This window comes from Ruegeria sp. AG7, assembly GCF_056541545.1.
On the sequence record NZ_JBQFYP010000003.1, the window covers coordinates 312211 to 335520 of the forward strand.

General features: G+C 58.3%; 19 protein-coding genes. 5 read left to right on the forward strand and 14 right to left on the reverse strand.

Annotation, left to right across the window (positions count from 1 at the left end):
* Window positions 1-20 precede the first annotated feature (20 nt).
* From ACR0BF_RS06425 to prfB, 3 genes are all read right to left on the reverse strand, one after another.
* Entirely contained in the window at window positions 21-1421 is a 1401-nt protein-coding gene (locus ACR0BF_RS06425) for an amidase (RefSeq protein WP_480624507.1), read from the reverse strand.
* 101 nt (window positions 1422-1522) lie between these two features.
* Window positions 1523-2227, reverse strand: a complete 705-nt coding sequence (locus tag ACR0BF_RS06430; RefSeq protein WP_480624508.1) for a M50 family metallopeptidase — start codon at window positions 2225-2227, stop codon at window positions 1523-1525.
* A 1-nt stretch (window position 2228) separates the two neighbouring features.
* On the reverse strand, window positions 2229-3356 hold the full coding sequence (prfB, locus tag ACR0BF_RS06435; RefSeq protein WP_480473323.1) for a peptide chain release factor 2: 1128 nt from the start codon (window positions 3354-3356) through the stop codon (window positions 2229-2231).
* A gap of 77 nt (window positions 3357-3433) precedes the next feature.
* On the opposite strand from prfB, the gene ACR0BF_RS06440 reads away from it, so the two are divergent.
* Window positions 3434-4264, forward strand: a complete 831-nt coding sequence (locus ACR0BF_RS06440) for an aminoglycoside phosphotransferase family protein (RefSeq protein WP_480473325.1) — start codon at window positions 3434-3436, stop codon at window positions 4262-4264.
* Here the strand turns inward: ACR0BF_RS06440 and ACR0BF_RS06445 are convergent.
* The 3 genes from ACR0BF_RS06445 to ACR0BF_RS06455 form a co-directional block, all read right to left on the reverse strand.
* Complete coding sequence (locus ACR0BF_RS06445) at window positions 4258-6747, reverse strand: penicillin-binding protein 1A (protein WP_480624509.1); 2490 nt, start codon at window positions 6745-6747, stop codon at window positions 4258-4260. The genes ACR0BF_RS06440 and ACR0BF_RS06445 overlap by 7 nt on opposite strands.
* A gap of 94 nt (window positions 6748-6841) precedes the next feature.
* Window positions 6842-8062: an N-acetylmuramoyl-L-alanine amidase gene (locus tag ACR0BF_RS06450; RefSeq protein ID WP_480624510.1), complete on the reverse strand. Its 1221-nt coding sequence runs from the start codon at window positions 8060-8062 to the stop codon at window positions 6842-6844.
* A gap of 66 nt (window positions 8063-8128) precedes the next feature.
* Window positions 8129-9292 carry a pyridoxal phosphate-dependent aminotransferase gene (locus ACR0BF_RS06455; protein ID WP_480624511.1) on the reverse strand — a complete coding sequence of 388 codons (1164 nt, stop codon included), beginning with the start codon at window positions 9290-9292 and terminating at the stop codon, window positions 8129-8131.
* On the opposite strand from ACR0BF_RS06455, the gene ACR0BF_RS06460 reads away from it, so the two are divergent.
* Together ACR0BF_RS06460 and ACR0BF_RS06465 are read left to right on the forward strand one after the other, a co-directional pair.
* Window positions 9291-10673, forward strand: a complete 1383-nt coding sequence (locus tag ACR0BF_RS06460) for a M48 family metalloprotease (protein WP_480553758.1) — start codon at window positions 9291-9293, stop codon at window positions 10671-10673. The genes ACR0BF_RS06455 and ACR0BF_RS06460 overlap by 2 nt on opposite strands.
* On the forward strand, window positions 10670-11428 hold the full coding sequence (locus ACR0BF_RS06465) for a DsbA family protein (RefSeq protein ID WP_480517414.1): 759 nt from the start codon (window positions 10670-10672) through the stop codon (window positions 11426-11428). Before ACR0BF_RS06460 ends, ACR0BF_RS06465 begins: the two co-directional genes overlap by 4 nt.
* Window positions 11429-11486: 58 nt before the next feature.
* Here ACR0BF_RS06465 and ACR0BF_RS06470 read toward each other — a convergent pair whose 3' ends face one another.
* The 4 genes from ACR0BF_RS06470 to hemA all read right to left on the reverse strand — a co-directional run bounded on the left by ACR0BF_RS06470 (window position 11487) and on the right by hemA (window position 16223).
* Entirely contained in the window at window positions 11487-12305 is an 819-nt protein-coding gene (locus ACR0BF_RS06470) for a DUF2189 domain-containing protein (protein WP_480624512.1), read from the reverse strand.
* Between the two features lie 166 nt (window positions 12306-12471).
* On the reverse strand, window positions 12472-13593 hold the full coding sequence (gene ispG / locus ACR0BF_RS06475) for a flavodoxin-dependent (E)-4-hydroxy-3-methylbut-2-enyl-diphosphate synthase (protein ID WP_480473338.1): 1122 nt from the start codon (window positions 13591-13593) through the stop codon (window positions 12472-12474).
* 71 nt (window positions 13594-13664) lie between these two features.
* Window positions 13665-14870 carry a helix-turn-helix domain-containing protein gene (locus ACR0BF_RS06480; protein WP_480624513.1) on the reverse strand — a complete coding sequence of 402 codons (1206 nt, stop codon included), beginning with the start codon at window positions 14868-14870 and terminating at the stop codon, window positions 13665-13667.
* Window positions 14871-14999: 129 nt separating this feature from the next.
* Complete coding sequence (gene hemA / locus ACR0BF_RS06485; protein ID WP_480624514.1) at window positions 15000-16223, reverse strand: 5-aminolevulinate synthase; 1224 nt, start codon at window positions 16221-16223, stop codon at window positions 15000-15002.
* A 327-nt stretch (window positions 16224-16550) separates the two neighbouring features.
* On the opposite strand from hemA, the gene ACR0BF_RS06490 reads away from it, so the two are divergent.
* Entirely contained in the window at window positions 16551-17936 is a 1386-nt protein-coding gene (locus tag ACR0BF_RS06490; protein ID WP_480517422.1) for a M20/M25/M40 family metallo-hydrolase, read from the forward strand.
* Window positions 17937-18089: 153 nt separating this feature from the next.
* On the opposite strand, the gene lpdA is transcribed toward ACR0BF_RS06490, so the two are convergent.
* A complete protein-coding gene (gene lpdA / locus ACR0BF_RS06495; RefSeq protein ID WP_480624515.1) occupies window positions 18090-19484 on the reverse strand; it encodes a dihydrolipoyl dehydrogenase in 1395 nt (464 codons plus the stop codon).
* A 215-nt stretch (window positions 19485-19699) separates the two neighbouring features.
* Here lpdA and ACR0BF_RS06500 point away from each other — a divergent pair, with 215 nt between their 5' ends.
* Window positions 19700-20134, forward strand: a complete 435-nt coding sequence (locus tag ACR0BF_RS06500) for a hypothetical protein (RefSeq protein ID WP_480624516.1) — start codon at window positions 19700-19702, stop codon at window positions 20132-20134.
* A gap of 38 nt (window positions 20135-20172) precedes the next feature.
* Here the strand turns inward: ACR0BF_RS06500 and ACR0BF_RS06505 are convergent, their stop codons facing one another.
* From ACR0BF_RS06505 to queA, 3 genes are all read right to left on the reverse strand, one after another.
* Window positions 20173-20748, reverse strand: coding sequence for a DUF924 family protein (locus ACR0BF_RS06505; RefSeq protein WP_480476775.1), 576 nt, complete (start codon window positions 20746-20748; stop codon window positions 20173-20175).
* Window positions 20749-20857: 109 nt separating this feature from the next.
* The gene (locus tag ACR0BF_RS06510) at window positions 20858-22135 is read right to left on the reverse strand and encodes an MFS transporter (protein WP_480485322.1); all 1278 of its coding nucleotides are present in this window, start codon (window positions 22133-22135) and stop codon (window positions 20858-20860) included.
* A gap of 108 nt (window positions 22136-22243) precedes the next feature.
* On the reverse strand, window positions 22244-23293 hold the full coding sequence (queA, locus tag ACR0BF_RS06515) for a tRNA preQ1(34) S-adenosylmethionine ribosyltransferase-isomerase QueA (RefSeq protein ID WP_480624517.1): 1050 nt from the start codon (window positions 23291-23293) through the stop codon (window positions 22244-22246).
* Window positions 23294-23310: the final 17 nt, after the last annotated feature.

Sequence of the window (23310 nt, forward strand, 5' to 3'; positions counted from 1 at the left end):
AGTCTCCTCCCTGATCGGCGTTATGACATCGCCGGCCTCTTGTTGGGCCAGTCGGTTTCGGCGTGATAGGCCGCCCCGACCGACAGTAATTTCTGATCCGACCCTCTTGGTCCAAACAGTTGAAAGCCCATGGGCAGGCCCTGCACACCAAATCCGGCAGGCGCAGCCAGACAAGGCAAGCCGATCAGGCTGACCGGTACCGTGACATGCATCCAGCGATGATATGTATCCATTGCGCAGTCCGCGATCCGTGTGGGGTATGGTGTTTCAATCCCAAACGGCCAAACCTGTGCGGATGGCAGGACAAGGGCATCAAACTGCTCGAACAGTTCAGCCGCGCGCCGGAACCAGTCTGACCGGATAACACTGGCGTGATGCACATCCATGGCACTCATCGTCAGACCCCGATCCAGCTCCCACTGTGCTGTGTCTTTCAGGTGGTCCCGTCGTTCAGCCAAGGGTTCAAGCCCTGCGGCAACGCTCCAGGACCGCAAGGTGATCCAACTGGTCCATAACCGTTCGGCATCAAAAGGCGGGGCGACATGTTCAACGCGCGCGCCGAGCATTTCGAACACCTTCAACGCATCCCGGCACAGCTCAAGAATTCCGACCTCTGTTGGAAAGACCCCGCCCCAATCGCCCAGCCAGCCAATGCGCAGCCCGCTCAGATCTGCTGCGACCACCGGTGACACCGGCGTACAATCTCTGGCCAGCGGCAGGCGTGGATCAGGCCCCGAGATCACATCGAGCAGGAGACCCAGATCCTCGGGGCTTCGCGCCATGGGCCCCAGCGTAGACAATTGATGTAGAAAACTATCACCCACAGGATCAGACGGCACCCTGCCCCAGCTTGGGCGAAAGCCATAGATGTTGTTCCATGCCGCCGGGTTGCGCAGGCTGCCCATCATGTCGGACCCGTCGGCCAATGCCACCATACCCGTCGCCAAAGCCACTGCTGCCCCACCGGATGAGCCACCGCAGGTGAAACTGGCATCATACGGGTTGCGCGTCGCACCATAGACCGGGTTGAACGTGTGCGAGCCCAGCCCGAATTCCGGCGTGTTGGTCTTGCCGATCAGGATGGCGCCCGCGGCCCGCATCCTAGCGGCAATCAGATCATCCCTGTCAGGGACGACATCCCTGAAAACAGGCGATCCATGCGAAGAGACAATACCTGCTACATTGACCAAATCCTTGACCGCAATTGGCAAGCCGTGCAGCGGGCCAGTGACGGGGCCGCTGTCGCGGGCCTGCGCTTCGGCCATCAGTTCACTCTTGTCCCGCAGCGCCACGATGGCGTTCACGTCACCGTTGACCTTGGCAATGCGATCCAGCGTGGCCTGCATGACTTCCGTGGCCAAAACCTGTCGTGTAGCCAGTTGGTTCAGAAGCTCTGTGGCAGATATCCGGGTCAGGTCCATAACACGCCAGTCTATTGTTGTCTTCAGCAGCCTAGCGAGCGGTTCACCTCATTTAAACCCACTGTTTAGATGTATATTTTCTTGTCTTACTAACAACAGCATCACAACGCTTTGCCGTGCAATGGCAGGTTGCTGTTCCGGCCCAACCAATACCGTAGACAAAGCGCAATGGCGGCGCTGCTCAACACCAGCCAGACGCCACCCCACAGCATCGCGGTGCCGCCGAATTCCTCGGCCAGCAGGAACGCGTCCGAGCGCGCACCGGATCGTAGGGTGGTGTCATCAAAGATATCAAACGGCACGTAGATCATGCTGGTCAGCCCGATGACGCGCAGCACCAGATCACTGACCTCGTGGCTCATAAACCATGCTGTCGCAATCATTGCCGTCCCGCCCCCTGCGCAAAACAGCAGGGCGAAAGCATCGCGTATGTACAGCAGTGCGATCAGACACATGATTGCGCCGAAAACAGCCAGAACAGCTCGGTCAGCATTTGTCCGCAAGGCGATGATCAAAAGCGCAATGCCAAACACAAGCGAGCCGAGATACCCGGCGGACAGGCTGAGAAATCTGCTGCCGCCCCGGCCGATCACCATTCCGCCTTGCTGGGGTGAAATCGTGAAACTCTCGACCGAGCCGCCAGTCAGTAGGATTGTCCCGGCATGAGACAGCTCATGCAGAAAAACGACCAGAATTTTAAGCGGAACAACAACCGGCGTATTCCAGAGCGCAAAGACCAGACCGGTGATCAGGATAAGCTGCCAGTGCCCTTTCAGCAGGTCCAGAAGGGAACGCTGGCGTGTCACCTTAGCTGTCGCCCTGCGCCTCGGATCGGCTTTTGCCTGCCACGTTCAGGGCCAAGGTTGCCGCCATGAATCCGTCCAGATCGCCGTCCAGAACGCCTTTGGTATCCGAGGTTTCGTGATTGGTTCGCAGGTCCTTTACCATCTGATAGGGCTGCAACACGTAAGACCGGATCTGGTTGCCCCAGCCTGCGTCGCCCTTGGCCTCGTGCGCGGCGTTGATATCCGCGTTGCGGCGATCCAGTTCCTGCTGGTACAGACGCGACTTCAGGGCCTTCATGGCAATATCGCGGTTCTGGTGCTGCGACTTTTCCGAGCTGGTCACAACAATCCCGGTCGGGATGTGTGTAATCCGGACGGCCGAGTCGGTGGTGTTCACGTGCTGGCCACCAGCCCCCGAAGACCGGTAGGTGTCGATGCGGATATCGGCCGGGTTCACCTCGATCTCGATATTGTCGTCGACCACCGGATAGACCCAGACCGAGCTGAACGACGTGTGGCGCTTGGCCGCCGAGTCATAGGGCGAAATCCGCACCAGCCGATGCACGCCGCTTTCCGATTTCAGCCAGCCATAGGCGTTGTGACCAGAAATCTTGTAGGCTGCGGATTTGATCCCAGCTTCTTCGCCCGGTGTCTCGGATTGCAGCTCGACCGTGTAACCCTTTTTCTCGGCCCAGCGCACATACATGCGCGCCAGCATCGACGCCCAGTCGCAGCTTTCGGTTCCCCCCGCGCCCGAGTTGATTTCGAGGAAGGTATCATTGCTGTCAGCCTCACCGTCCAGCAGCGCCTCAAGCTCTTTTTTGGCGGCTCTGGCTTTCAGCGTCTTGATCGCCGCTTCGGCATCCTGAACGACTTCTTGGTCTTCCTCCATCTCGCCCAACTCAATCAGTTCGATATTGTCGCTGAGATCGGTCTTGATGGATTCATACGTCTCGATTGCATCGACCAGCATCTGCCGCTCGCGCATCAGTTTCTGCGCGTTTTCAGGGTTATCCCAAAGGTTGGGGTCTTCGACGCGCGCGTTGAATTCCTCAAGGCGATGCGGCGCGGTTTCATAGTCCATACGCTGCGCCAGCAGCTCCAGCGACTTTTTGATATCCGCCACGATGTTCTGGGTTTCGGCGCGCATGGTCTTGTCCCAACTTGCTCAATCAGGCCTGCGTGATAGCAAGAGGTGCGAGACACCACAAGACAGGCTTGACCTGAATGCAAAACACAGTCGAAGAGTTTCTGGGCAGATGGGATTTGCACTTGCCTGAACTGGTTGCGGACACCGGCAATGCAAGAGTGTGGAAAGTACAATCCAATTGCGGCCCGGCTGCCTTGAAGCTTTATCGCAGGCAAGATCGCGGGAACGAAAAACCGGGCACCAGCTTGTTGGTCGGGTGGCGCGACAGGGGCGCTGTTCGGATTTTGGAAGAGGCACGGAGCGCCGTGCTGATGGAGTGGTTGGATGGACCATCTCTGGGGGATATCGCCCGCGCGGGCAGGCCCGAAGACGCCGTCAAGACACTTGCAGAAACAGCAGCACGTTTGCACGCAGGGGGCCCGGTCAGCGCCACTGGCATGAAACCCTTGCAAAAGGTGTTCGCCCCTTTGGCTGAATGCACCTTTGCGGCCGAGTGCCCTGCCCAACTGCGTAACGCGGTGAAGTCAGCGATTGCACTAAGTGAAGACCTGTTAGACAGCCAACCATTACCCGTACCTCTTCACGGGGACTTTCACCCAGACAATGTCATTATGACACCATCAGGACCCCGGATCATCGATGCAAAAGGTTATCTAGGCGATCCCGCTTTTGAACTGGCCAACGCGTTGCGACACCCTAAGGGAATGCCGGATCTTGTGCGCCAGCCCCTGCAAATCGAAACCTGTCTGTCGGAGTATTCCAAAGCAATGAGTGTACCACGAATACGGCTGGCTCAATGGGCTGCCGCGAAATGCGCATTGTCCATCTACTGGCGATCTGACGGCCCGATCTGCGGTGACGCAGAAGCTGATCTACTAAACCTGTTTCTGAAAGCGGCCGGTCAGTAAAGCCCGCCGGTGCTCAGGTCCCCTTGGGAAGCTTTCGGTCCAACGGTCACGGTCTCGCCCGTTGACGTCTGAACCTGAACCCCCGCGCGCTGCACTTCTTCAAACAATGGCAGATCCGATCCGATGGCAAAACCACCATCATAGACACGGTCGATGAATCCATCGACACCGTCGCGGAAGAATTCGGCCACGACATAATCACCGGTGGCATCATCTGGCAGGCGGGCCCCGCTGAAACGGTCGATCTTGATGAAATGGCCGCCTTCGGGCACTTCAAACGGACCACCGCCGTATTTCTCGACCGCTTTTTCCATGAAGCTCTGGAAGACTGGGCCGCACAACGTGCCACCATAGGCCCCACGTCCCATCGGACGCGGTCGATCATAGCCGATGTAGCAACCCGCCACGATGTTCGACGTAAAGCCGATGAACCACGCATCCTTGGAGTCGTTGGTGGTTCCGGTTTTGCCTGCTGTTGGCACCGGCAGATTCACTACGCCGGATGCTGTCCCGCGATCCACCACGCCCTTCATCATTGATGTCAGCTGATAGGCGGTGATCGCATCCATGACCTGCGCGCGATCCGTGAGAAGGGTCGGCGATTCATCTGGTTCCAGCCAGGTCGAGTTACAGTCCAGACACTGACGGTCATCGTGGCGATAGATGGTTTTTCCGAACCGGTCCTGAATGCGGTCGACCAGAGTCGGTTCCACACGTTGGCCGCCATTGGCGAACATCGCATAGGCCGCGACCATCTTGTAAAGCGTGGTTTCCTCGGCCCCTAGCGAGTTGGCCAAAAACGCGCCCATCCGGTCATAGACACCGAACCGTTCCGCATAGCCGGCAACAACGGGCATTGTAACTTCCTGCGCCAGACGGATGGTCATCAGGTTCCGCGACTGTTCGATCCCTGTGCGCAAAGGTGTAGGGCCGTAGAACTTGTTGGAGGAGTTCTTGGGGCGCCACAGACCCTGCGGCGTGTTCACTTCGATTGGCGCATCGACAACGATAGTCGCAGGGCTGTACCCGCTGTCCAGCGCGGCAGCATAGACAAACGGCTTGAACGACGATCCCGGCTGGCGTTGTGCCTGTGTGGCCCGGTTGAACACGGTATCCTGATACGAGAACCCGCCCTGCATCGCCAGAACACGACCCGAGTTCACGTCCATCGCGACAAAGGCACCCTGCACCTCTGGCACCTGGCGGGCCGACCATTGCCCATCTTCACCCGCAACAACAAAAATGACATCACCACGCTTGAAGTTGGCCGCAAAATCACCCTGCATCCACTTGATGTCCGCGCGCGGGATAATCCCATCGGCAGGACCTTCTTCGACACCAACGGTCAGTTGCTGGTCGGTCACGCCCAGAACCACGGCGGGATACCAACGGGTTGGCAGAATAACGTCGCGCGGAATTTCCATGGCCGCCAGCGCCTCGCGCCATTGCGCCTCATCCGCCAGTTTATCTTCCGGGATCACGTCACCTGTTCCCCGCCATTTGCCACGGGACCGGTCGTATTTCTCGAGCGCCTCGCGCAAGGCCCGTGCGGCCTCAACCTGCATTTCCTCGTCCACCGATGCACGCACGGTGAAGCCCCCGGTAAAGAACTCGCCCTCACCAAAATCTTCGCTCAGCTGGCGGCGGATTTCGTCGGTAAAATAATCGCGAGGTGGCAGGGCCGTACGGAAGCTTTCAAAATCTCCGTTCTGGACCGAGCGCAGAGGCAGCTCGACCTCGGCCTCATAAGTCGCCTGATCAATGTAACCGTTCTGCCGCATCTCGCGTAACACGTAGTTGCGCCGGGCCAGAAGGCGTTCTTTTTCCCAAACGGGGTGGTAATCTGACGGCGCTTTGGGCATGGCAGCCAGCATGGCGGCCTCATGCGGGGCCAGCTCCTGGAGGGTCTTGTTGAAATAGGTCTGCGCGGCGGCAGTCACACCGTACGAGTTCTGGCCCAGAAAGATCTCGTTCATATAAAGTTCGAGGATCTGTTCCTTGTCCAATGTATCCTCAAGCCGAGTCGCAAGAATGATTTCCTTGATCTTACGCTCGGCCCGGCGGTCACCGGACAGCAGAAAGTTCTTCATGACCTGCTGCGTGATGGTTGATGCGCCGCGTACGGTTTCGCCCTTGGTCCGCACTGCCTCGACCCCGGCGGCAATGATGCCGCGCGGGTCATAGCCCTGATGGTTGTAGAAATTCTTGTCTTCCGCCGAAATAAACGCCTGCTTCACCAGATCCGGGATTTCCTCGGATGGCGTAAACAGGCGTCGTTCCTGCGCGAATTCATCAATCAGCTTGCCTTCACCCGAATAGATCCGGCTGATCGTGGGTGGTTTGTACTGTGCCAGTGACTCGTGGCTGGGCAGGTCGCGCCCATACATCCAGAACACCGCGCCGATCACCAGCGCGGCCATGAAAATACCCAATGTCACGAGGCTGAAAATCGCCCCGAAAATCGAAAGAATGAACCGGATCACGTTACTGCCTTTTTTTCGCGGTGCTGCATATATAGTGATGCGCCGCCCAAGGGTCAAAACACCGAGCGTATTCTAGCCGTTTTGCGCCGCAAGGTCACTGACCAATAAGGGATTTGCGGATCACATCCTGCTGGCGCCAATCCTCAAGCCCCCGATGAATTCCCAGCGCCATTCTTGCACGCCAATCAGGATCTTTGAGGTTCTTCAGGTCTCTGGGACTGGACAGAAATCCAAGCTCGACCAGAACCGACGGGATGTCCGCCGCCTTGAGTACTGAAAAAGATGCGGTACGCAAGGGTTTGCCGTTCATCGGCCCGCCTTGTTGTGCCAGGCCGTTTGCGATGGCCTTGGCCAGCGCGCTTGTGCGTGGCATCGTTTCCTGACGGGCCATGTCCAGCAGAACATCGGTGACCTGATCATCCGCCCCGTTCAGATCGATACCGGAAATCAAATCCCCGCGGTCGTGCCGTTCCGCCAGCTTCGCACTGGCCACATCCGAGGCATCGTTGGACAGGGTATAAACCACAGCGCCATGCGCCCGCCCTTCGGACAGGGAATCAGCGTGCAGCGAAATGAACAGGTCCGCACCGGCCCGGTGTGCCAGCGCAATTCGACGCTCCAGCGAGACGAACTGATCGTCGACCCGCGTCAGAACCACCTCGTATCCGCCTGATCTTAGAAGAACTTCGCGCAGCTCACGCGCGAAAGTCAGCATAAGGGTCTTTTCATCAATCGCGTCAGTCTCGGCCCCCGGATCAATGCCTCCGTGGCCCGGATCCAGCATGACACGCAAGGGTCTGTCGGCACTGCGCACCGCGGCTTGCGGCACATCCGCCGGTTCCGGCAGGTCCCAGCCCGGGTTTCGCGGCGCGCCCGCCGAGGCGTTGAAGGCATCGAAATCCGTCCCCTTAAGGTCGAGCGAAAGCAAAGCGGCCCCCGAATCCTCTGCCACCGACAATTCTGCCGTCGCCACTGCCATCGGAGCACCCAACTCCAGCACCAGTCGTGACCATCCCGGAACATACGCACCGAACTGCACAGCGCTAATGCGATCAGATTGCAGAAAATCTTCGCGGGTCAGCCCGGCCCAGTCCACTTCGTTGAAGTCCAGAACCATACGGTAGGGATCCTGCAAGGTGAAAATCCTGTAGGGAACGCCCTGACTGAGGGCGATGTCCACCCGAACACCGGTACGCCCGACATCCGTAATACGGCTCTGGTCAGGCTGGACACGCGCCAACGCGCTGAAATCCTGCGCAATGGCACCACCAGCCAACGCCCAGAACAGCGCAATGCTAAAGAAGATCCTGCTCATGGCCTCAAGTTTTCCCGAGATCGTTTGTCGGGCACCCTATACCACAAGCGGCGGTTTGTGAACGGTTCAGGCCCTTTCCCTGACAGCACCGCGCCGGGTCATAAACTGACGCAAACGCTCAAGCCCTTCCTGAATGTCATCCGTCGCGCGCGCATAGGAAAAACGCAATGCGGTATGGCCGCGCTGCGGGTCGAAATCCAGCCCTGGCGTCACGGCCACACCGGCCAGTTCCAGAATCTCGGCCGCAAATGTGCGGCTGTCGTCGGTCAGGTCGGATACATCTGCATAAACATAAAACGCCCCGTCGGGCGGCGCTATGTTCGAAAACCCGGCCTTGGGCAGCCCGTCCAGCATCAGCGCGCGATTGCGGCGGTACACATCCAGATTGGCTTGCAACTCGTCGTCGCAATCCATCGCAGCCAGCGCTGCGACCTGGCTGGCATGAGGGGCGCAGATGAACATGTTCTGAGCAATCCGTTCGACCACGCGCACCTGATCCTCGGGCACCACCATCCAGCCTACGCGCCATCCGGTCATCGAAAAGTATTTCGAGAACGAGTTGATCACATAGCATTCATCAGTCAGCTCCAGCGCCGTCACGGCTTTGGCTTCGTATTCCAGCCCGTGGTAAATCTCATCACTGATGAACGACGCGCCCTGCCCGTGCGCCGCCTGGATCAGGGTGCTCATGGCGGCACGGTCCAGCATCGTACCGGTCGGATTTGCGGGCGAGGCAACCATCAGCCCTTTCAGGTCCATCCCCTGAATATCCGCCGCCACGGGCTGCAACCTGTTTTCCGGCGCGGTCGGCAGGTCGACCGGGACCAGCCCCAGCGCCTTCAGGATCTGGCGATAGGACGGATAGCCGGGCGCCCCGATACCGACACGGTCACCGCTGTCGAACAATGCGGTAAAGGTCAGCAGGAATCCGCCGGACGAGCCAGGTGTGATCACCACCCGCTCTGGGTTCAGATCGACATTGTACCAATCCCCGTAAAGCCGGGCGATCCGCTGCCTCAGGGCGGGCAGACCCAGGGCAACCGTATAGCCCAGCGGGCCTTGCTCCATCGCTGCGGCCAAAGCTTCGGTCGCACCCTTTGGCGCGCCGGTTCCGGGCTGGCCGACTTCCATGTGGATCACGTGGCGACCCGCCTCTTCGGCCTTGCGTGCCGCCTCCATCACATCCATCACGATGAAGGGATCGACCCCGGACCGGGTTGAGTTTCTCATGCCCATCTCCCATGTTGCAGTCATGGCTTTTGAGCGCGTATCCCGGTTGGCGTCAATCCCGGCCCTGATGGTTGCCGTTGTCGTCTGGCTGGCGGCAGCGATGCAATCGCACGCGCAGAGCCTGATCCGCGACCCTGATATCGAACATGGCCTGCGTGAACTGGCCTTTCCGGTGTTGCGGGCTGCGGGGCTGAACACGAACCGGGTTCAGATTCTGGTCGTAAACGACAACACGTTCAACGCATTCGTCATCGACTACAACGCGATTTATGTGAACTACGGGCTGATTCTGACCGTCGAAAGCCCTGAGATGTTGCAGGCTGTCATCGCCCACGAGGCCGCCCATATCTCGAATGGTCATCTGGCGCGACGGGCTGAGAACCTGAAAGCCGCGCAGCGCAACGCCAGCCTCGGCACGGCTTTGGCCCTGCTGGCTGCAGCGGCGGGTGGGGGCGAGGCCGCCATCGGGATCGCTGCTGGCACCCAAGGCGCGGCAATCCGCGGTTTTCTGGGTCACACCCGCGCGGAAGAGGCATCCGCCGACCGCAGCGCCGCAAGTTACCTGCGATGGGCCGAAATCTCGCCCAGCGGGATGGTGGAGTTGCACCGAAAGTTCGCCGGTCAGGAACTGCTGAGTGTCGCCAATCAGGACCCCTATATGCGATCACACCCGACAAGCCGTGACCGTCTGCGCGCCGCTGAGGCTTTCCTGGATGAGTTTGGCGACCGAGCCGTTCCAAACCCCAATGCGGATTACTGGTTTGCGCGGGTTAAAGGCAAGCTGTCGGCCTTTCTGCGGTCGCCCAGTTGGACCTTGCGGCGCGCCGGCGAAGAACCCTACCGCGACATCCGCCTGATGCGAGAGGCTTCGGCCTATCATCAGAATCGCGATCTGTCCCGCGCTCGTGCCGCGATAGACTCGGCGCTTGCCGAGCGTCCTGATGACCCGTTCTATTACGACCTGAAAGGGCAAATCCTGTTGGAAAACAGAAGGGTAAGCGAGGCTGTTAAAGCCTATGCAAGCGCTGTTGAAATGGCACCTAACAATGCGTTGATCCTTGCGGGCTATGGGCGCGCACTGTTGGCGCAAGGGGAAACAAAACAGGCATTGAATGCACTGGAACAGGCGCGTGCGCGCGACTTTCGTAATGCACGCCTGATGCAGGACCTGGGTGTGGCTTACGCGCAGGTCGGAAATAACGGCATGGCTTCGACCGTGACGGCAGAGCGCTATGCCCTGCAGGGTCGGATGGAGGATGCCGGAATTCACGCGAAACGGGCCGTGGCGCAATTGCCGGAAGGCTCTCCGGGTTGGCAAAGGGCACAAGACGTGTTGATTGCCTCAGAACGACTCAAGAAAGATAAAAGGAAACGGAAATGATCCTCAGACATGCTGCACCTGCCCTTCTGGGGCTTTCCATGGCGGCGACCTCAGCGCAGGCGCTGGACCTGAACGCGATGAATGATGCCGAAAAGGCAGAGTTTGGCGCTCAGGTACGCGAATACCTGCTGGAAAACCCCGAAGTCATTATCGAGGCAATCAATATCCTCGAACAGCGAAACGCAGTGGCCGAAGCGGCCGCAGACAAGGAACTGGTTGCCGCCAATGCGGCCGAACTGTTCGACGATGGCTTTAGCTGGGTTGGGGGCAACCCGGATGGCGATATCACACTGGTCGAGTTTATGGACTACCGCTGCGGCTATTGCCGTCGCGCTGTACCCGAAGTGGCAAACCTGTTGGCCAGTGATGGCAATATCCGGTTTGTGATCAAAGAACTGCCAATTCTGGGCGACGCTTCTGTTTTGTCCTCGCGCTTTGCTGTGGCCACCAAGCACGTCGCTGGTGGTGACGCCTATAAACAGGTTCACGATGCGCTGATGGAATTCAATGGCGAACCGTCCGAGGTCACCCTGCGCCGCATCTCTGACGGGCTGGGCCTGGACAGCGATGCGATCATAGCCGCGATGGACAGCGACACCGTCACGGATGAGATCAGCCGCACCCGCGCCCTGGCGCAACGGATGCAGATTTCGGGCACGCCCTCATTCGTGCTGGGAACCGAGTTGCTGCGCGGCTATCTCCCCGCTGATCAGATGCAGCAGATTGCAGATGGCGTTCGCGCGGAACAGGGTTGATAGGTCTTGGGGGCGGCACAGCTGCCCCCAGACAAAAAAGACGGACTGATCGCTGATCTCAGCCGTCTGCCGGTTCCACGGCCCGTTGATAGAGATGCCACGTGGTATGGCCAAGGATCGGCAAGGTAAAGATCAAGCCCATAAACGCCGGAACCATCGACAACAACATTGTCACCGAGATGATCGCTGCCCAGCCGAGCATGACCACAGGGCTTTCCGAGACGACGCGTAAAGACGTCAACATGGCTGAAACGAAATTTGTTTCCCGGTCCAGAAGCATGGGCATGGCGACGACAGTGACCGAAAACAAGACAGCCGACAGAAACGCCCCGACACAGGTGCCGATTGCTAGGAATGTCCAGCCCTGCGGGGTGAACAAGATGATGTTCAAGAATCCGTCAAAATCCGAAAAGGATGAATTCTGCAGGATGATCGCAAGCCAAAGCCGGACCTGGTAAACCCAAACCCAGAAAATGAACAGCGTAACAAAGGCCATCCAGCCCATTTCGCGCTTGCGTTGATCGGCCATGACTGTGAGGATTTCATACCAGCCAAATTTCTCTCCCTTCTGTAACCGCCGGGACATCTCATAAAGTCCTGCAGCGGCGAAAGGCGCGACCAGAGGAAACCCGACAATCGCTGGGATGATCATCCAGATCTTGCCAAGCCAGACCAAGCTCCAGACCATCAGGATGCCGAAAGCCGCATAGAAAAACCCGAAGAAACCGCTCATGAAGGGGCGCGCCAGAAAATCGGAGAACCCAGCTTTTAGCGACGCCTTTACATCATCCGAAGTAACCCGATTGACCTTGGGCATGGCCTGCTGGTGTGGCGTCAGGTTCTCAGGTGGCGTAGGGCCTGCGGTCTTGGATGTCATGACACACTCCTCCCAAAGCATGGGTCCGCGCTGTTCTGTTTAACGACGGAACCAGCGACGAAACAGGCATCGTTCGGTCACGAAACAAGTTTGCAACAGCTCAGGCATCAGGGCAAGGGATGAGTAAGGTCGCTATGTCTGCCTTACCGACACAGCCGACCCCACACTACTCCGCCGCTTCCGCAGCCGCGTCCAGTTCCGCGGCTTTCTTTTCGACCTGCTCCACGATGTGGTCGATCATCTGATCGTTGGACATCTTATGGCTGGCCTTGCCCGCCAGATAGACCATCCCGGACCCTGCCCCGCCACCGGTAAACCCGACATCGGTCATCAGCGCCTCGCCCGGTCCGTTGACCACGCAGCCGATGATTGACAGGCTCATCGGTGTCTTGATGTGTTCCAGACGACGTTCCAGCGCCTCAACGGTCTTGATGACGTCAAACCCCTGCCGCGCGCAGGACGGGCATGAGATGATGTTGACGCCACGGTGGCGCAGACCAAGGGATTTGAGGATTTCAAAGCCGACCTTCACCTCTTCCACCGGATCGGCAGACAGGCTGACGCGGATCGTGTCGCCGATCCCCATCCACAGAAGGTTGCCCAACCCGATGGCGGATTTGATGGTGCCGGACACCAGTCCGCCCGCCTCGGTGATACCCAGATGGATGGGCGCATCAGTGGCTTCGGCTATGCCCTGATACGCGGCGGCGGACAGGAATACGTCGCTGGCCTTCACACTGATCTTGAACTCGTGAAAATCATTGTCCTGAAGGATGCGGATATGTTCCAACCCGCTTTCGACCATCGCCTCGGGGCACGGTTCGCCATATTTCTCAAGCAGGTGCTTTTCCAGGCTGCCTGCATTTACGCCGATGCGGATCGAGCAATTGTGGTCGCGCGCGGCCTGAATGACTTCCTTCACCCGACTTTCATCGCCGATGTTGCCGGGATTGATACGCAGACAGGCAGCGCCCGCCTCGGCCGCTTCGATTCCACGGCGATAGTGAAAATGGATGTCCGCAACGATAGGCACCGGGCTTTCGCGCACGATTTCTTTCAATGCCTTAGCCGACGCCTCATCGGGGACTGAAACGCGCACGATATCCGCGCCAGCCTCGGCTGCGGCCTGAACCTGCGCCACCGTTGCCGCCACATCGGTGGTCAAGGTGTTGGTCATGGTCTGAACAGCGATCGGGGCATCACCCCCAACAGGGACGTTGCCGACCATGATTTGACGGGATTTACGACGATATATGTCGCGCCAGGGGCGCACGTGATTAAGGGACATAAGGACGGATCCGCGTCTGCCTAGGTTGCGACTGTAGATAGTCCGGCAAAGGGGTTACCGCAATGGCAAGATCACTCGGCGGGCGCTTCTGTCGCCTCGGTTTGCAGTTCAGCCACCAATTGCTTGAGAGCGCTGTTCTGTTCCGCCTCAAGATCGGCAACAGCATAAACTTCAGACACCGCGTCTTTCGAAAGGATCACCCCTTTGGCAACCGTGCCGGGTGCCCCTGCCGGGCCATAGTGCTCGCCGTTCATTGAGAAATAAACCGATCCCGACGCCCCTGCCCGCAACAGCGGTGGTTCTTCCGTTAGCGGAACCTCAAAGACACTGCCTTGCTCGACCGTTCCAAGGGTCCCTTCGAAAATAATACTGCCATCCGCCGCCGTCACCCGCATCCAAGAAGGATCGACAGCAACGATTTTCAGCATGGTATCAATCTGTTCCACGACCTGCGGCAAGGATGGTCGTTCAACCGTGTGCACTTCGGCGACTTCGAACTGCGGCAGGCTTGGCGGGCGGAAGGTTCCGACATCGCGTGGATCAAGGGTCGAAATTGGCGCATCGCGGGCAACCAGAACCGGAACATCCAAGGCCTGCGGACGATAGAGGCGGTCCAGTGCCTCGGTGTTCGCCGCAGCAACCGCATCATCGACAACGCCGCCGCGCACGGCATCCAGCGGATCAAGGTCGGAAAGCACCACAGGCGCTTGTTCAACCGGGCTGACCTGTACCTGCTGGATCTTGTTCAGAACCGCCCACCCGCCATAGCCGATGCCACCAATAACCGCCAAAAGCACCAGCGACGATCCGATGGCGCGCGGTTCAATCTGACTGACCAGAGATTCCTTGCCCGGAATGTACGGCGTATTGGGCGAGATGAAGGGATCGCGCCCCATTGGCCCACGCGCCGGAAGCGCACCGGTCGGCTTTCGCACCACCGAAGCCTCGGCCGACATGCCATGCGCGACCGAAAAACCGCTTTCCGCGCAGAAAGTCGAGAAGGTTTCATCCGGGTTCATCCCCAGATAACGCGCGTAAGAACGCACATACCCGGCGATAAAGCCGGGCGTGTCAAAGGCATCAGGATCTGCGTTTTCGATGGCAGCAATGTAGTTGGCTTTGATCCTCAGCTCGCGCTGAACATCCAACAGGGATTTGCCCATGGTTGCGCGTTCGCCGCGCATCTTGTCACCAAGGCGTACTTCGTAGTCGTCAAACCCTTTCGGTCTGACATCTACATCCTCATCAGATTCGCGCTGTGATCTGCGCCCAATCATTCCTGCTGCCCCATTCTGCCTGTCGCGTGTTTCGCGTTAGCGGCGAATCATCCCCAAAACGATTCGTCCGCCGATTTTGTTAGCGTAAGCTTAACACGCGGCAAATACGTTGCACACTTTGGCGTGAGGTTAACCGGCAAGTTCGGCGCGATTTAGCGCACAATGTGACCAAAGTTCGTCCATCGCCTGTACCAGACGGTTCATTTCGTCAGGCCCATGCACCGGAGAAGGGGTAAAGCGCAGACGCTCGGTTCCGCGCGGAACGGTCGGGAAATTGATCGGTTGCACATAAATGCCGTAATCATCCAACAGCATATCGCTGAGCTTCTTGGTATGGACCGGGTTTCCGACGATCACGGGCACGATATGGCTACCGTGGTCGATCAGCGGTAGCCCCATCCCCTTCAACCGCAGCTTGAGGATTTTGGCCTGCGTCTGATGCTGCTCGCGCAGTTCGGGTGCGGTTTTCAGGTAGGCAACAGATGCAGCAGCCCCGGCCGCAACCGCAGGTGGCAGGGACGTGGTAAAGATAAAGCCCGGCGCATATGACCGCACGGCGTCGCACATCTTGGCGCTGGCCGCGATATAGCCGCCCATCACGCCATAGGCTTTTGCCAGCGTGCCATTGATGATGTCGATCCGGTGGGCAAGGTTATCGCGCTCGGTCACACCGCCGCCGCGCGGGCCATACATGCCTACCGCGTGCACTTCGTCGATATAAGTCAGTGCGCCGAATTCATCCGCCAGATCGCAGATCTCTTCGATCGGACCAAAATCGCCGTCCATGGAATAAACCGACTCGAATACGATCAATTTGGGTGCGGCCGGATCGTCCGCCTCAAGCAGCTCGCGCAGATGCGCCACATCATTGTGCCGGAAGATGCGCTTGGCCCCGCCATTCCGGCGCACGCCTTCGATCATCGAGGCATGGTTCAGCGCGTCAGAGTAGATGATCAGGCCCGGGAACAGTTTGGGCAGCGTGCTGAGCGTTGCGTCATTAGCGATATAGGCGCTGGTAAAAAGCAGCGCAGCTTCCTTGCCGTGAAGATCGGCCAGTTCAGCCTCAAGCCTTTTATGATAAACCGTGGTGCCCGAGATATTGCGCGTACCGCCTGAACCTGCACCGGCTGCATCAACAGCTTCGTGCATTGCATTCAGAACGACCGGGTTTTGCCCCATGCCCAGATAATCGTTGCCGCACCATACGGTGATGTTCTGCTGTGACCCTTCCGGACGTGTGCGCACCGCATGGGGAAAATGCCCATTGCGACGTTCGATATCGATGAAGGTCCGGTAACGACCTTCATCATGCAGCCTGGCAATCGCTGAATCGAGCTGAGCAGTATAGTCCAAAGGACCCTCCTTGAACGCCCGTATCCGGTTTCCCATTGGGCGATATTTTCGCCACCTCCCACAGCTTACCCTGTTTCGGTGGCTTTGTGTTCCCTTATTCAGCTGGTTACAGCCGAAAAGGTGAACCCAACTTTGATTTGCATCAAATATAAGTTTGCACCCCATCAGACAAGTAAAGTTACGGCCATCGAACGCGTGGAAACGACGCAGGTCTCGCCTCCCTACCCAAAGCTTACGCTGCCGGGCCGCAATTCGTGTCAACAACTCTGGACGGCGCCGACAACGCTGCTAGGGTTCGCGGGAACAAAAAACAGGCAGGAGCCCCCCATGTCGCTAGACGCCGTGTTGAACCGGATTGACGAAGATCTGCAAACCTCGATCGACCGCCTGATGGAACTGCTGCGCATCCCGTCGATCTCGACCGACCCCGCATACAAGGCCGAGGTCAGCCGCGCCGCGGACTGGCTGGTCGCCGATCTGAACAGCATCGGGATTGCGGCAGAGAAACGGGAAACACCGGGCCACCCGATGGTTGTTGGCCACGTGGGTGAGGACGCGACTGCGCCGCATTTCCTGTTTTATGGCCACTACGATGTGCAGCCGGTCGATCCGTTGAACCTGTGGAACCGGGATCCATTCGATCCCGCCATTGAGGACACCGAAACCGGACCGGTCATCCGCGGACGCGGAGCGTCAGACGACAAAGGCCAGCTAATGACTTTTGTCGAAGCCTGCCGCGCCTGGAAGGCCGTACACGGATCCTTGCCCTGCCGCATCACTTTCTTTTTCGAGGGCGAAGAAGAATCAGGCTCGCCCTCACTGGTTCCTTTCCTCAAGGAAAATGCCGCCGAACTCAAAGCGGATCTGGCGCTGGTCTGCGATACATCCATGGTATCACGCGGCGTTCCGTCGATTGCGGCGCAGTTGAGGGGCATGCTGAAGGACGAGTTTACCATTGTGGGGCCGCGCATCGACCTGCATTCCGGTCACTATGGCGGCCCGGGCCTGAATCCGCTGCGCGAACTGTCGAAAATCGTGACCTCTTTTTATGACGACGAAACCGGGCGGATCGCTGTCGACGGGTTCTACGAAGGCGTGCATGAAGTACCCGAAGACCAGTTGCGCCAATGGCAGAATTGCGGCTTCGACGAAGCGGATTATCTGAATTCGGTCGGCTACACCCAGCCGCATGGCGAAAAGGGTTACTCCACCTTGGAGCAACAATGGGCACGACCAACGCTCGAAGTGAACGGGCTGTGGGGTGGTTATAACGGTACGGGCTCCAAAACCGTTATTCCGTCCAAGGCCCATTGCAAAATCACCTGCCGTCTTGTTGGTGACATGGACCCGGACGCGCTGCGCGCCAAAATCCGCAAACATGTCGAGGATCAGCTATCCCCGGACGCCAAAGTGGTCTGGGATAACGATATGGAAGGGTCTCCCGCTTCGGTCATGAATATCACCCGCCCCGAATTCGAAGCCGCGCGCGGCGCATTGTCGGATGAATGGGACCGCGAGGCAGTGTTCACTGGAATGGGGGGATCAATCCCTGTTGTCGGCTATTTCAACACCGTTCTGGGGCTCGACTCGATGCTGGTTGGCTATGCAAACGAAGATGATGCCATCCATTCGCCGAACGAGAAATATGACGTGAAAAGCTTCCACAAGGGCATCCGGTCATGGGCGCGCATTCTGGATGCTTTGAACAAATAGGTCTTTTGCGAGGCTCTGCCTCGCGCTCCGGGGTATTTGCAGCCAGATGAATAAAGGATCCCTGCTTCATCTGGCCTAAAATATCCCGGGGGAGGCGCGCGGCACGCGCGGCGGGGGCAGAGTCCCCAACCCTGACGGGGAACTACGCCGATCTTACATATGGATCACGCGACCATAGGCATCCAGCACACTTTCGTGCATCATCTCTGACAGTGTCGGGTGCGGGAAGACGGTGTTCATCAGGTCTTCTTCCGTTGTCTCCAGCTGGCGACCGACCACGTAACCCTGAATCAGTTCGGTAACTTCAGCACCGATCATGTGGGCGCCCAGCAACTCGCCTGTTTTCGCATCAAACACGGTTTTGATCAGCCCGTCCGGCTCACCCAAGGCTATGGCCTTGCCATTGCCGATAAAGGGAAAGCGGCCGACTTTGATGTCGTAACCCAGCTCTTTGGCCTTTGCTTCGGTATATCCAACCGAGGCAACCTGAGGCTGGCAATAGGTGCATCCCGCGATGCTTTCGGGTTTGACCGGGTGCGCATGTTGACCCGCGATGAGGTCTGCGACCATGACACCCTCGTGGCTTGCTTTATGTGCAAGCCAGGGCGCGCCTGCGATGTCACCGATCGCATAAAGGCCCTCAACGCCGGTGCGGCAATACTCGTCCGTAACCACATGTGTCCGGTCGATCTTGACGCCCAGAGCTTCCAGACCAAGGTTTTCGATATTGCCAACGATCCCGACAGCCGAGATCACTGTGTCGAACTCTTGTTTCTCGACCTTGCCCTTTACCTCGATATGCGCGGTCACTTTCCCCTTGCCACGGTCCAGCTGCTTGACCATGGCTTTTTCCATGATGGTCATGCCCTGTTTGGTGAACGCCTTCTTGGCCAATGCGCTGATTTCGGCGTCTTCGACCGGCAACACCCGGTCCATCACCTCGACAACTGTGGTGTCTGCGCCCAGCGTATTGTAGAAGCTGGCAAACTCGATGCCGATCGCACCAGACCCGATGACGAGCAGTTTTTTCGGCATCCGCGGCGGTAGCAGCGCGTGCTTGTACGTCCAGACCAGATCGCCGTCAGCTTCAAGGCCCGGCAGTTCCCGTGCCCGTGCCCCGGTTGCGAGAATGATGTTCTTGGCGGTCAGTTCCTCGGTGCCTTTGTCGGTCTTGACGCTGACCTTGCCCTTTGCAGGGATCGTGGCCTGACCCATCACGACGGCAACCTTGTTCTTCTTCAACAGATGGCCAATGCCTCCTGACAGCTGCGCGGCCACGCCACGGGATCGTTTGACCACCGCGTCCAGATCATATCCGATCTTTTCGGCTTTCAGACCGAAATCCTTGGCGCGCTCCATCAGATGGAACACTTCGGACGACCGCAACAGCGCCTTGGTCGGAATACAGCCCCAGTTCAGGCAGATCCCCCCCAAATGCTCGCGCTCGACAACTGCGGTTTTCAGGCCCAGCTGGGCTGCGCGGATTGCAGCGACATAGCCGCCGGGGCCAGCCCCGATTACGATCAGATCATAGGATTGTGCAGCCATGTGTTCCTCTCGGCGCAGGAGTTGAAAATTTAGTTTACCATTAAACTATTATTCGGAACGCATCAACACACCGTTCCCGCGACAAATAGGACGCAGGGTAAGCGATGCCTGAACTTGCGGATTTCAGCCTATACCCCGGGCCATGCAATGGCTAGAAAAGAAACGCCGACACCGGTCGGACCTATTCTTTTCTCAACCCATTCAAGGGGCTGACCATGGCCAAAACTCTGAAAGATCTGCTGCTTGCCCTGCTCAACGCCACATTGATACTTGTTGCGCTGTGCCTGTTTCTGGGCTGGAAACTGGCGTCCAAAGCCGAAAACATCACTGCTGAGGTCTCGCAAACGGTTCAGGCCTTGGCCCCCATCCGGGATGAGGCGAAGGGCATTCGGGACGAGCTTGCGGCGTTGCGGAATGATTTGGCGGCGCTTTCACAGCAAGACACGTTTGCAGACAGCCAAGCCGCGCAAAACCTCCGGGCAACGCTGGGGCGCCTGAATGCAGCAGAACAGAAGCTGCAAACGGTTCAGGAGCGGATTTCGGAACTTGCTGACACGCCAGAAGTGCTGATTGCGCAGGCGATCCAAACCGGCGCCGATATCGCAGCGGAACGCGTTTTGGCATTGCGGGGATGCACACCTGAGTCATAAAGCGAAGCCGTGACCAAAGCGCGGTTGCGGCTTCGCGTTCAGCCCGTAGCTTGTAGTTCGCGCACGGTCGTGCCGTACCCGCCCATATCGACATAGGCAGTTTCATGCGGAGTCGAGCTGCGGGACAGCGCCGCGTTCCGATACGGGAAACGACCGAACTTGCGGATCACCTCGCGATGCGCTCTGGCGTGCAGCAGGTTGCTTGCGTCGCTGCTCATGTTTTGGCAGATCAGACGCACACAGCGTTCCTGATCGCACAGGTTTTCCGAGTGCATCATCGGCAGGTAAAAGAACTGTCTGGCTGGTTCGTCGATCTTCTTGTCCCAGCCTTTGTCGACTGCGCATTTCGCCGCCGCCAATGCCGCACGATCGGTCGAGAAGGCACGCGCCTCACCTCGGAACATGTTACGCGGGAACTGATCTGTCAGGATGATATAGGCCAGCGCCCCGCTGGGATAAGTCAGCCAGAGCGAAAACCGACCCGCTGCCGCTGCTTCCCAAGTTGACTGAAACCGCGCCCGAATGTCTGCGTCCAGCGCCTCATTTTCAATATACCAGCCCTTAGGGCCAACTTCATCTAACCAAAAACTCAATACTTCTTCAGGCGTTACCATTGCCTCAAACTCCGTCAATTGCCCGCGCCCCAGACGTAACGTCATTTAAGTCCCTTTTACAGAACTGTTACAGTAACATATTGCAACACAACCGACATAATTTCGTGTCTCAAGCGGTTTCGCGCGCACCTTCTTCGAACTCTGCTTCTGCCGCCTCTATGGCAACTTCCTGTGCAACCTCGAATGCAACGGGCGATGCAGTGGGATAAAGCGTCGACATGGTGCCGGTTTCATCAACAGGAACTGCTGCACGCTGGGTCATCCGGTAAACCGAATAGGCGGCCAATGCGACAAGCAACACGGCAATGATCAGGAAAAAGCCCGGCGGGCCAAAGACTGCGTCACCCATCAGCCAGCCTGTGATAACGGGTCCGGTAATTGCCCCAAGGCCGTTGATGAAGATCAGACCACCGGATGCCGCGGCCATATCCTCGTATTCCAGAAAATCGTTGGTGTGCGCAATCAGCAATGAATACAAAGGGTTGGTCATTCCGCCGATCACAAAAGCAGACGCCAGGAGGATTTCGAAGGAAAAGCCATAAAGCATACCACTGACGGCGCCAACTGCCCCGGTTGCCGCGACCAACAGGATCAGGAAACGCCTGTCCATCCGGTCGGAAAACCAGCCCAGCGGGTATTGCAGGACAATTGCCCCAACATAGAACGCCGCCACAAATGCCGAGATCTCAACCAAGGACAGACCGGCCTGGGCCCCGTAAACCGCAGACATCCCGAATTGCGCCGAGAACACGCCGCCTAGCAGGAACATGCCGACACACCCCAGCGGAGAGCTTTTCATCAATTCCCGCAACGTCATCGGCTTGGTAGTATCGAATGCAGGCGTTGGCGAAATTGACAGCAAAATCGGTGCGAAAGATACCGAAACAAGGATCGAGGCGATCACGAAAGTTTCGTATCCGGCAGGGTCGCCCAACAGGAAAAGGCCCTGCGCGCCGATGATACCCAACATCTGAACGATCATGTAAAGCGACAGGGCCTGACCGCGGTTTTCATTATTGGCTGCGTTGTTGAGCCAGCTTTCCGCAGTGACGTAAACGCCCGAAAAACAGAACCCGATCACTACGCGTCCCAGAACCCAGGCGATCGGGTCTGCCAGCATCGGGTACATGATCATCACGGCAGAAATGAAAGACGCCAGCGCCGCAAAGACCCGCACATGACCAACACGCCGGATCATCTCGGGCGCAAGCCGTGAACCACCCAGAAAACCAACAAAATATGCTGACATTACAAAAGACATCTCAAGAGTTGAAAACCCCTCGAGTTGTCCGCGAACACCCAGGATCGTGCCCTGAAGGCCGTTTCCGACCATCAGCAACCCCATGCCGAGCAACAATGCCCATGCGCTGGACAGAACCTGAATCATTTGGGCCTCCGATAGGTGCCAAGCTGGTTTGAGTTTTGTTCTGCGATCAAAGACCGCTTCCATCGCGCTTGTCTACGACATTCCCTGTCGGTGATGCCGTATGCGCGCCTATCCGGGGATCAAAAGCGACGCATCGCCATAAGAAAAGAAACGGTATTTCTGCGCGATGGCATGGGCGTAAACCTCGCGCATCCGGTCCTGACCCATCAACGCCGAAACCAGCATCAACAACGTGGATTTCGGCAGATGAAAATTTGTCATCAGCGCATCGGTCACGTGAAACCGGAAACCGGGATAGATGAAGATATCGGTGTCACCTTCCCACGGTTCGATCGTGCCCGAACGCGCAGCACTTTCGATCAGGCGCAAGGCGGTGGTGCCCACCGGGATGACACGCCCGCCCGCAACTTTTGTCGCCTGTATCTCGGCAACAGCCTCGGCGCCAACCTGCCCCCATTCGGCGTGCATCTTGTGGGTTGTCACATCCTCGACCTTGACCGGCAGGAAGGTTCCGGCGCCAACATGCAGGGTCACATGTGTGACGGCGACACCCCGTTTCGACAAAGCCTGCATCAGGGCATCGTCAAAATGCAACGAGGCGGTCGGGGCTGCCACCGCACCGGACCTGCGGGCCCAGATGGTCTGATAATCCGTCTTGTCCTGCTCGTCCGCCGGACGTTTGGCGGCGATATAGGGCGGCAGCGGCATCGCACCGGCCTGATCCAGCGCCTTGTCGAAATCCTGACCACTGAGATTGAAGCGCAAGTAGGCCTGCCCGTCTTCCACCCGATCCAGCGTCGCGCTCAGATCGGCCGAAAACACGATCTCTTCCCCCGGCTTCACTTTCTTCAATGGCTTGATCAGCGCAGACCAGGTGCCATCGGCCTGCGGGTCCAGCAGAGTGGCCTCGACCCCGGCGGAAACCGGGCCTTGCGCGCTGTCTCTGTGGCGCCGCCCGTTCAGGCGCGCCGGGATAACGCGCGTGTCGTTCAGCACCAGCCGGTCGCCCGGCCGCAGGAAATCGGGCAGGTCGAACACGTGGCTGTCCACTGTGGCACCCCCCTGCGCCACAAGCAGGCGCGCAGAGGATCGCGGGCTGGCAGGCCGCGTGGCAATCAGGTCGTCGGGCAGGTCGAAATCAAAATCGCTGAGCTTCATGACCGCGCCTTACAACC

Bases quoted from the DNA above. Each gene is read 5' to 3' on its own strand.
- ACR0BF_RS06425 (WP_480624507.1), bottom strand. From the start codon at position 1,421: ATGGACCTGACCCGGATATCTGCCACAGAGCTTCTGAACCAACTGGCT.
- prfB (WP_480473323.1), bottom strand. From the start codon at position 3,356: ATGCGCGCCGAAACCCAGAACATCGTGGCGGATATCAAAAAGTCGCTG.
- ACR0BF_RS06440 (WP_480473325.1), top strand. From the start codon at position 3,434: ATGCAAAACACAGTCGAAGAGTTTCTGGGCAGATGGGATTTGCACTTG.
- ACR0BF_RS06450 (WP_480624510.1), bottom strand. From the start codon at position 8,062: ATGAGCAGGATCTTCTTTAGCATTGCGCTGTTCTGGGCGTTGGCTGGT.
- ACR0BF_RS06460 (WP_480553758.1), top strand. From the start codon at position 9,291: ATGCCCATCTCCCATGTTGCAGTCATGGCTTTTGAGCGCGTATCCCGG.
- ACR0BF_RS06455 (WP_480624511.1), bottom strand. From the start codon at position 9,292: ATGAGAAACTCAACCCGGTCCGGGGTCGATCCCTTCATCGTGATGGAT.
- ACR0BF_RS06465 (WP_480517414.1), top strand. From the start codon at position 10,670: ATGATCCTCAGACATGCTGCACCTGCCCTTCTGGGGCTTTCCATGGCG.
- ACR0BF_RS06470 (WP_480624512.1), bottom strand. From the start codon at position 12,305: ATGACATCCAAGACCGCAGGCCCTACGCCACCTGAGAACCTGACGCCA.
- ispG (WP_480473338.1), bottom strand. From the start codon at position 13,593: ATGTCCCTTAATCACGTGCGCCCCTGGCGCGACATATATCGTCGTAAA.
- ACR0BF_RS06480 (WP_480624513.1), bottom strand. From the start codon at position 14,870: ATGATTGGGCGCAGATCACAGCGCGAATCTGATGAGGATGTAGATGTC.
- ACR0BF_RS06490 (WP_480517422.1), top strand. From the start codon at position 16,551: ATGTCGCTAGACGCCGTGTTGAACCGGATTGACGAAGATCTGCAAACC.
- lpdA (WP_480624515.1), bottom strand. From the start codon at position 19,484: ATGGCTGCACAATCCTATGATCTGATCGTAATCGGGGCTGGCCCCGGC.
- ACR0BF_RS06500 (WP_480624516.1), top strand. From the start codon at position 19,700: ATGGCCAAAACTCTGAAAGATCTGCTGCTTGCCCTGCTCAACGCCACA.
- ACR0BF_RS06505 (WP_480476775.1), bottom strand. From the start codon at position 20,748: ATGGTAACGCCTGAAGAAGTATTGAGTTTTTGGTTAGATGAAGTTGGC.
- ACR0BF_RS06510 (WP_480485322.1), bottom strand. From the start codon at position 22,135: ATGATTCAGGTTCTGTCCAGCGCATGGGCATTGTTGCTCGGCATGGGG.
- queA (WP_480624517.1), bottom strand. From the start codon at position 23,293: ATGAAGCTCAGCGATTTTGATTTCGACCTGCCCGACGACCTGATTGCC.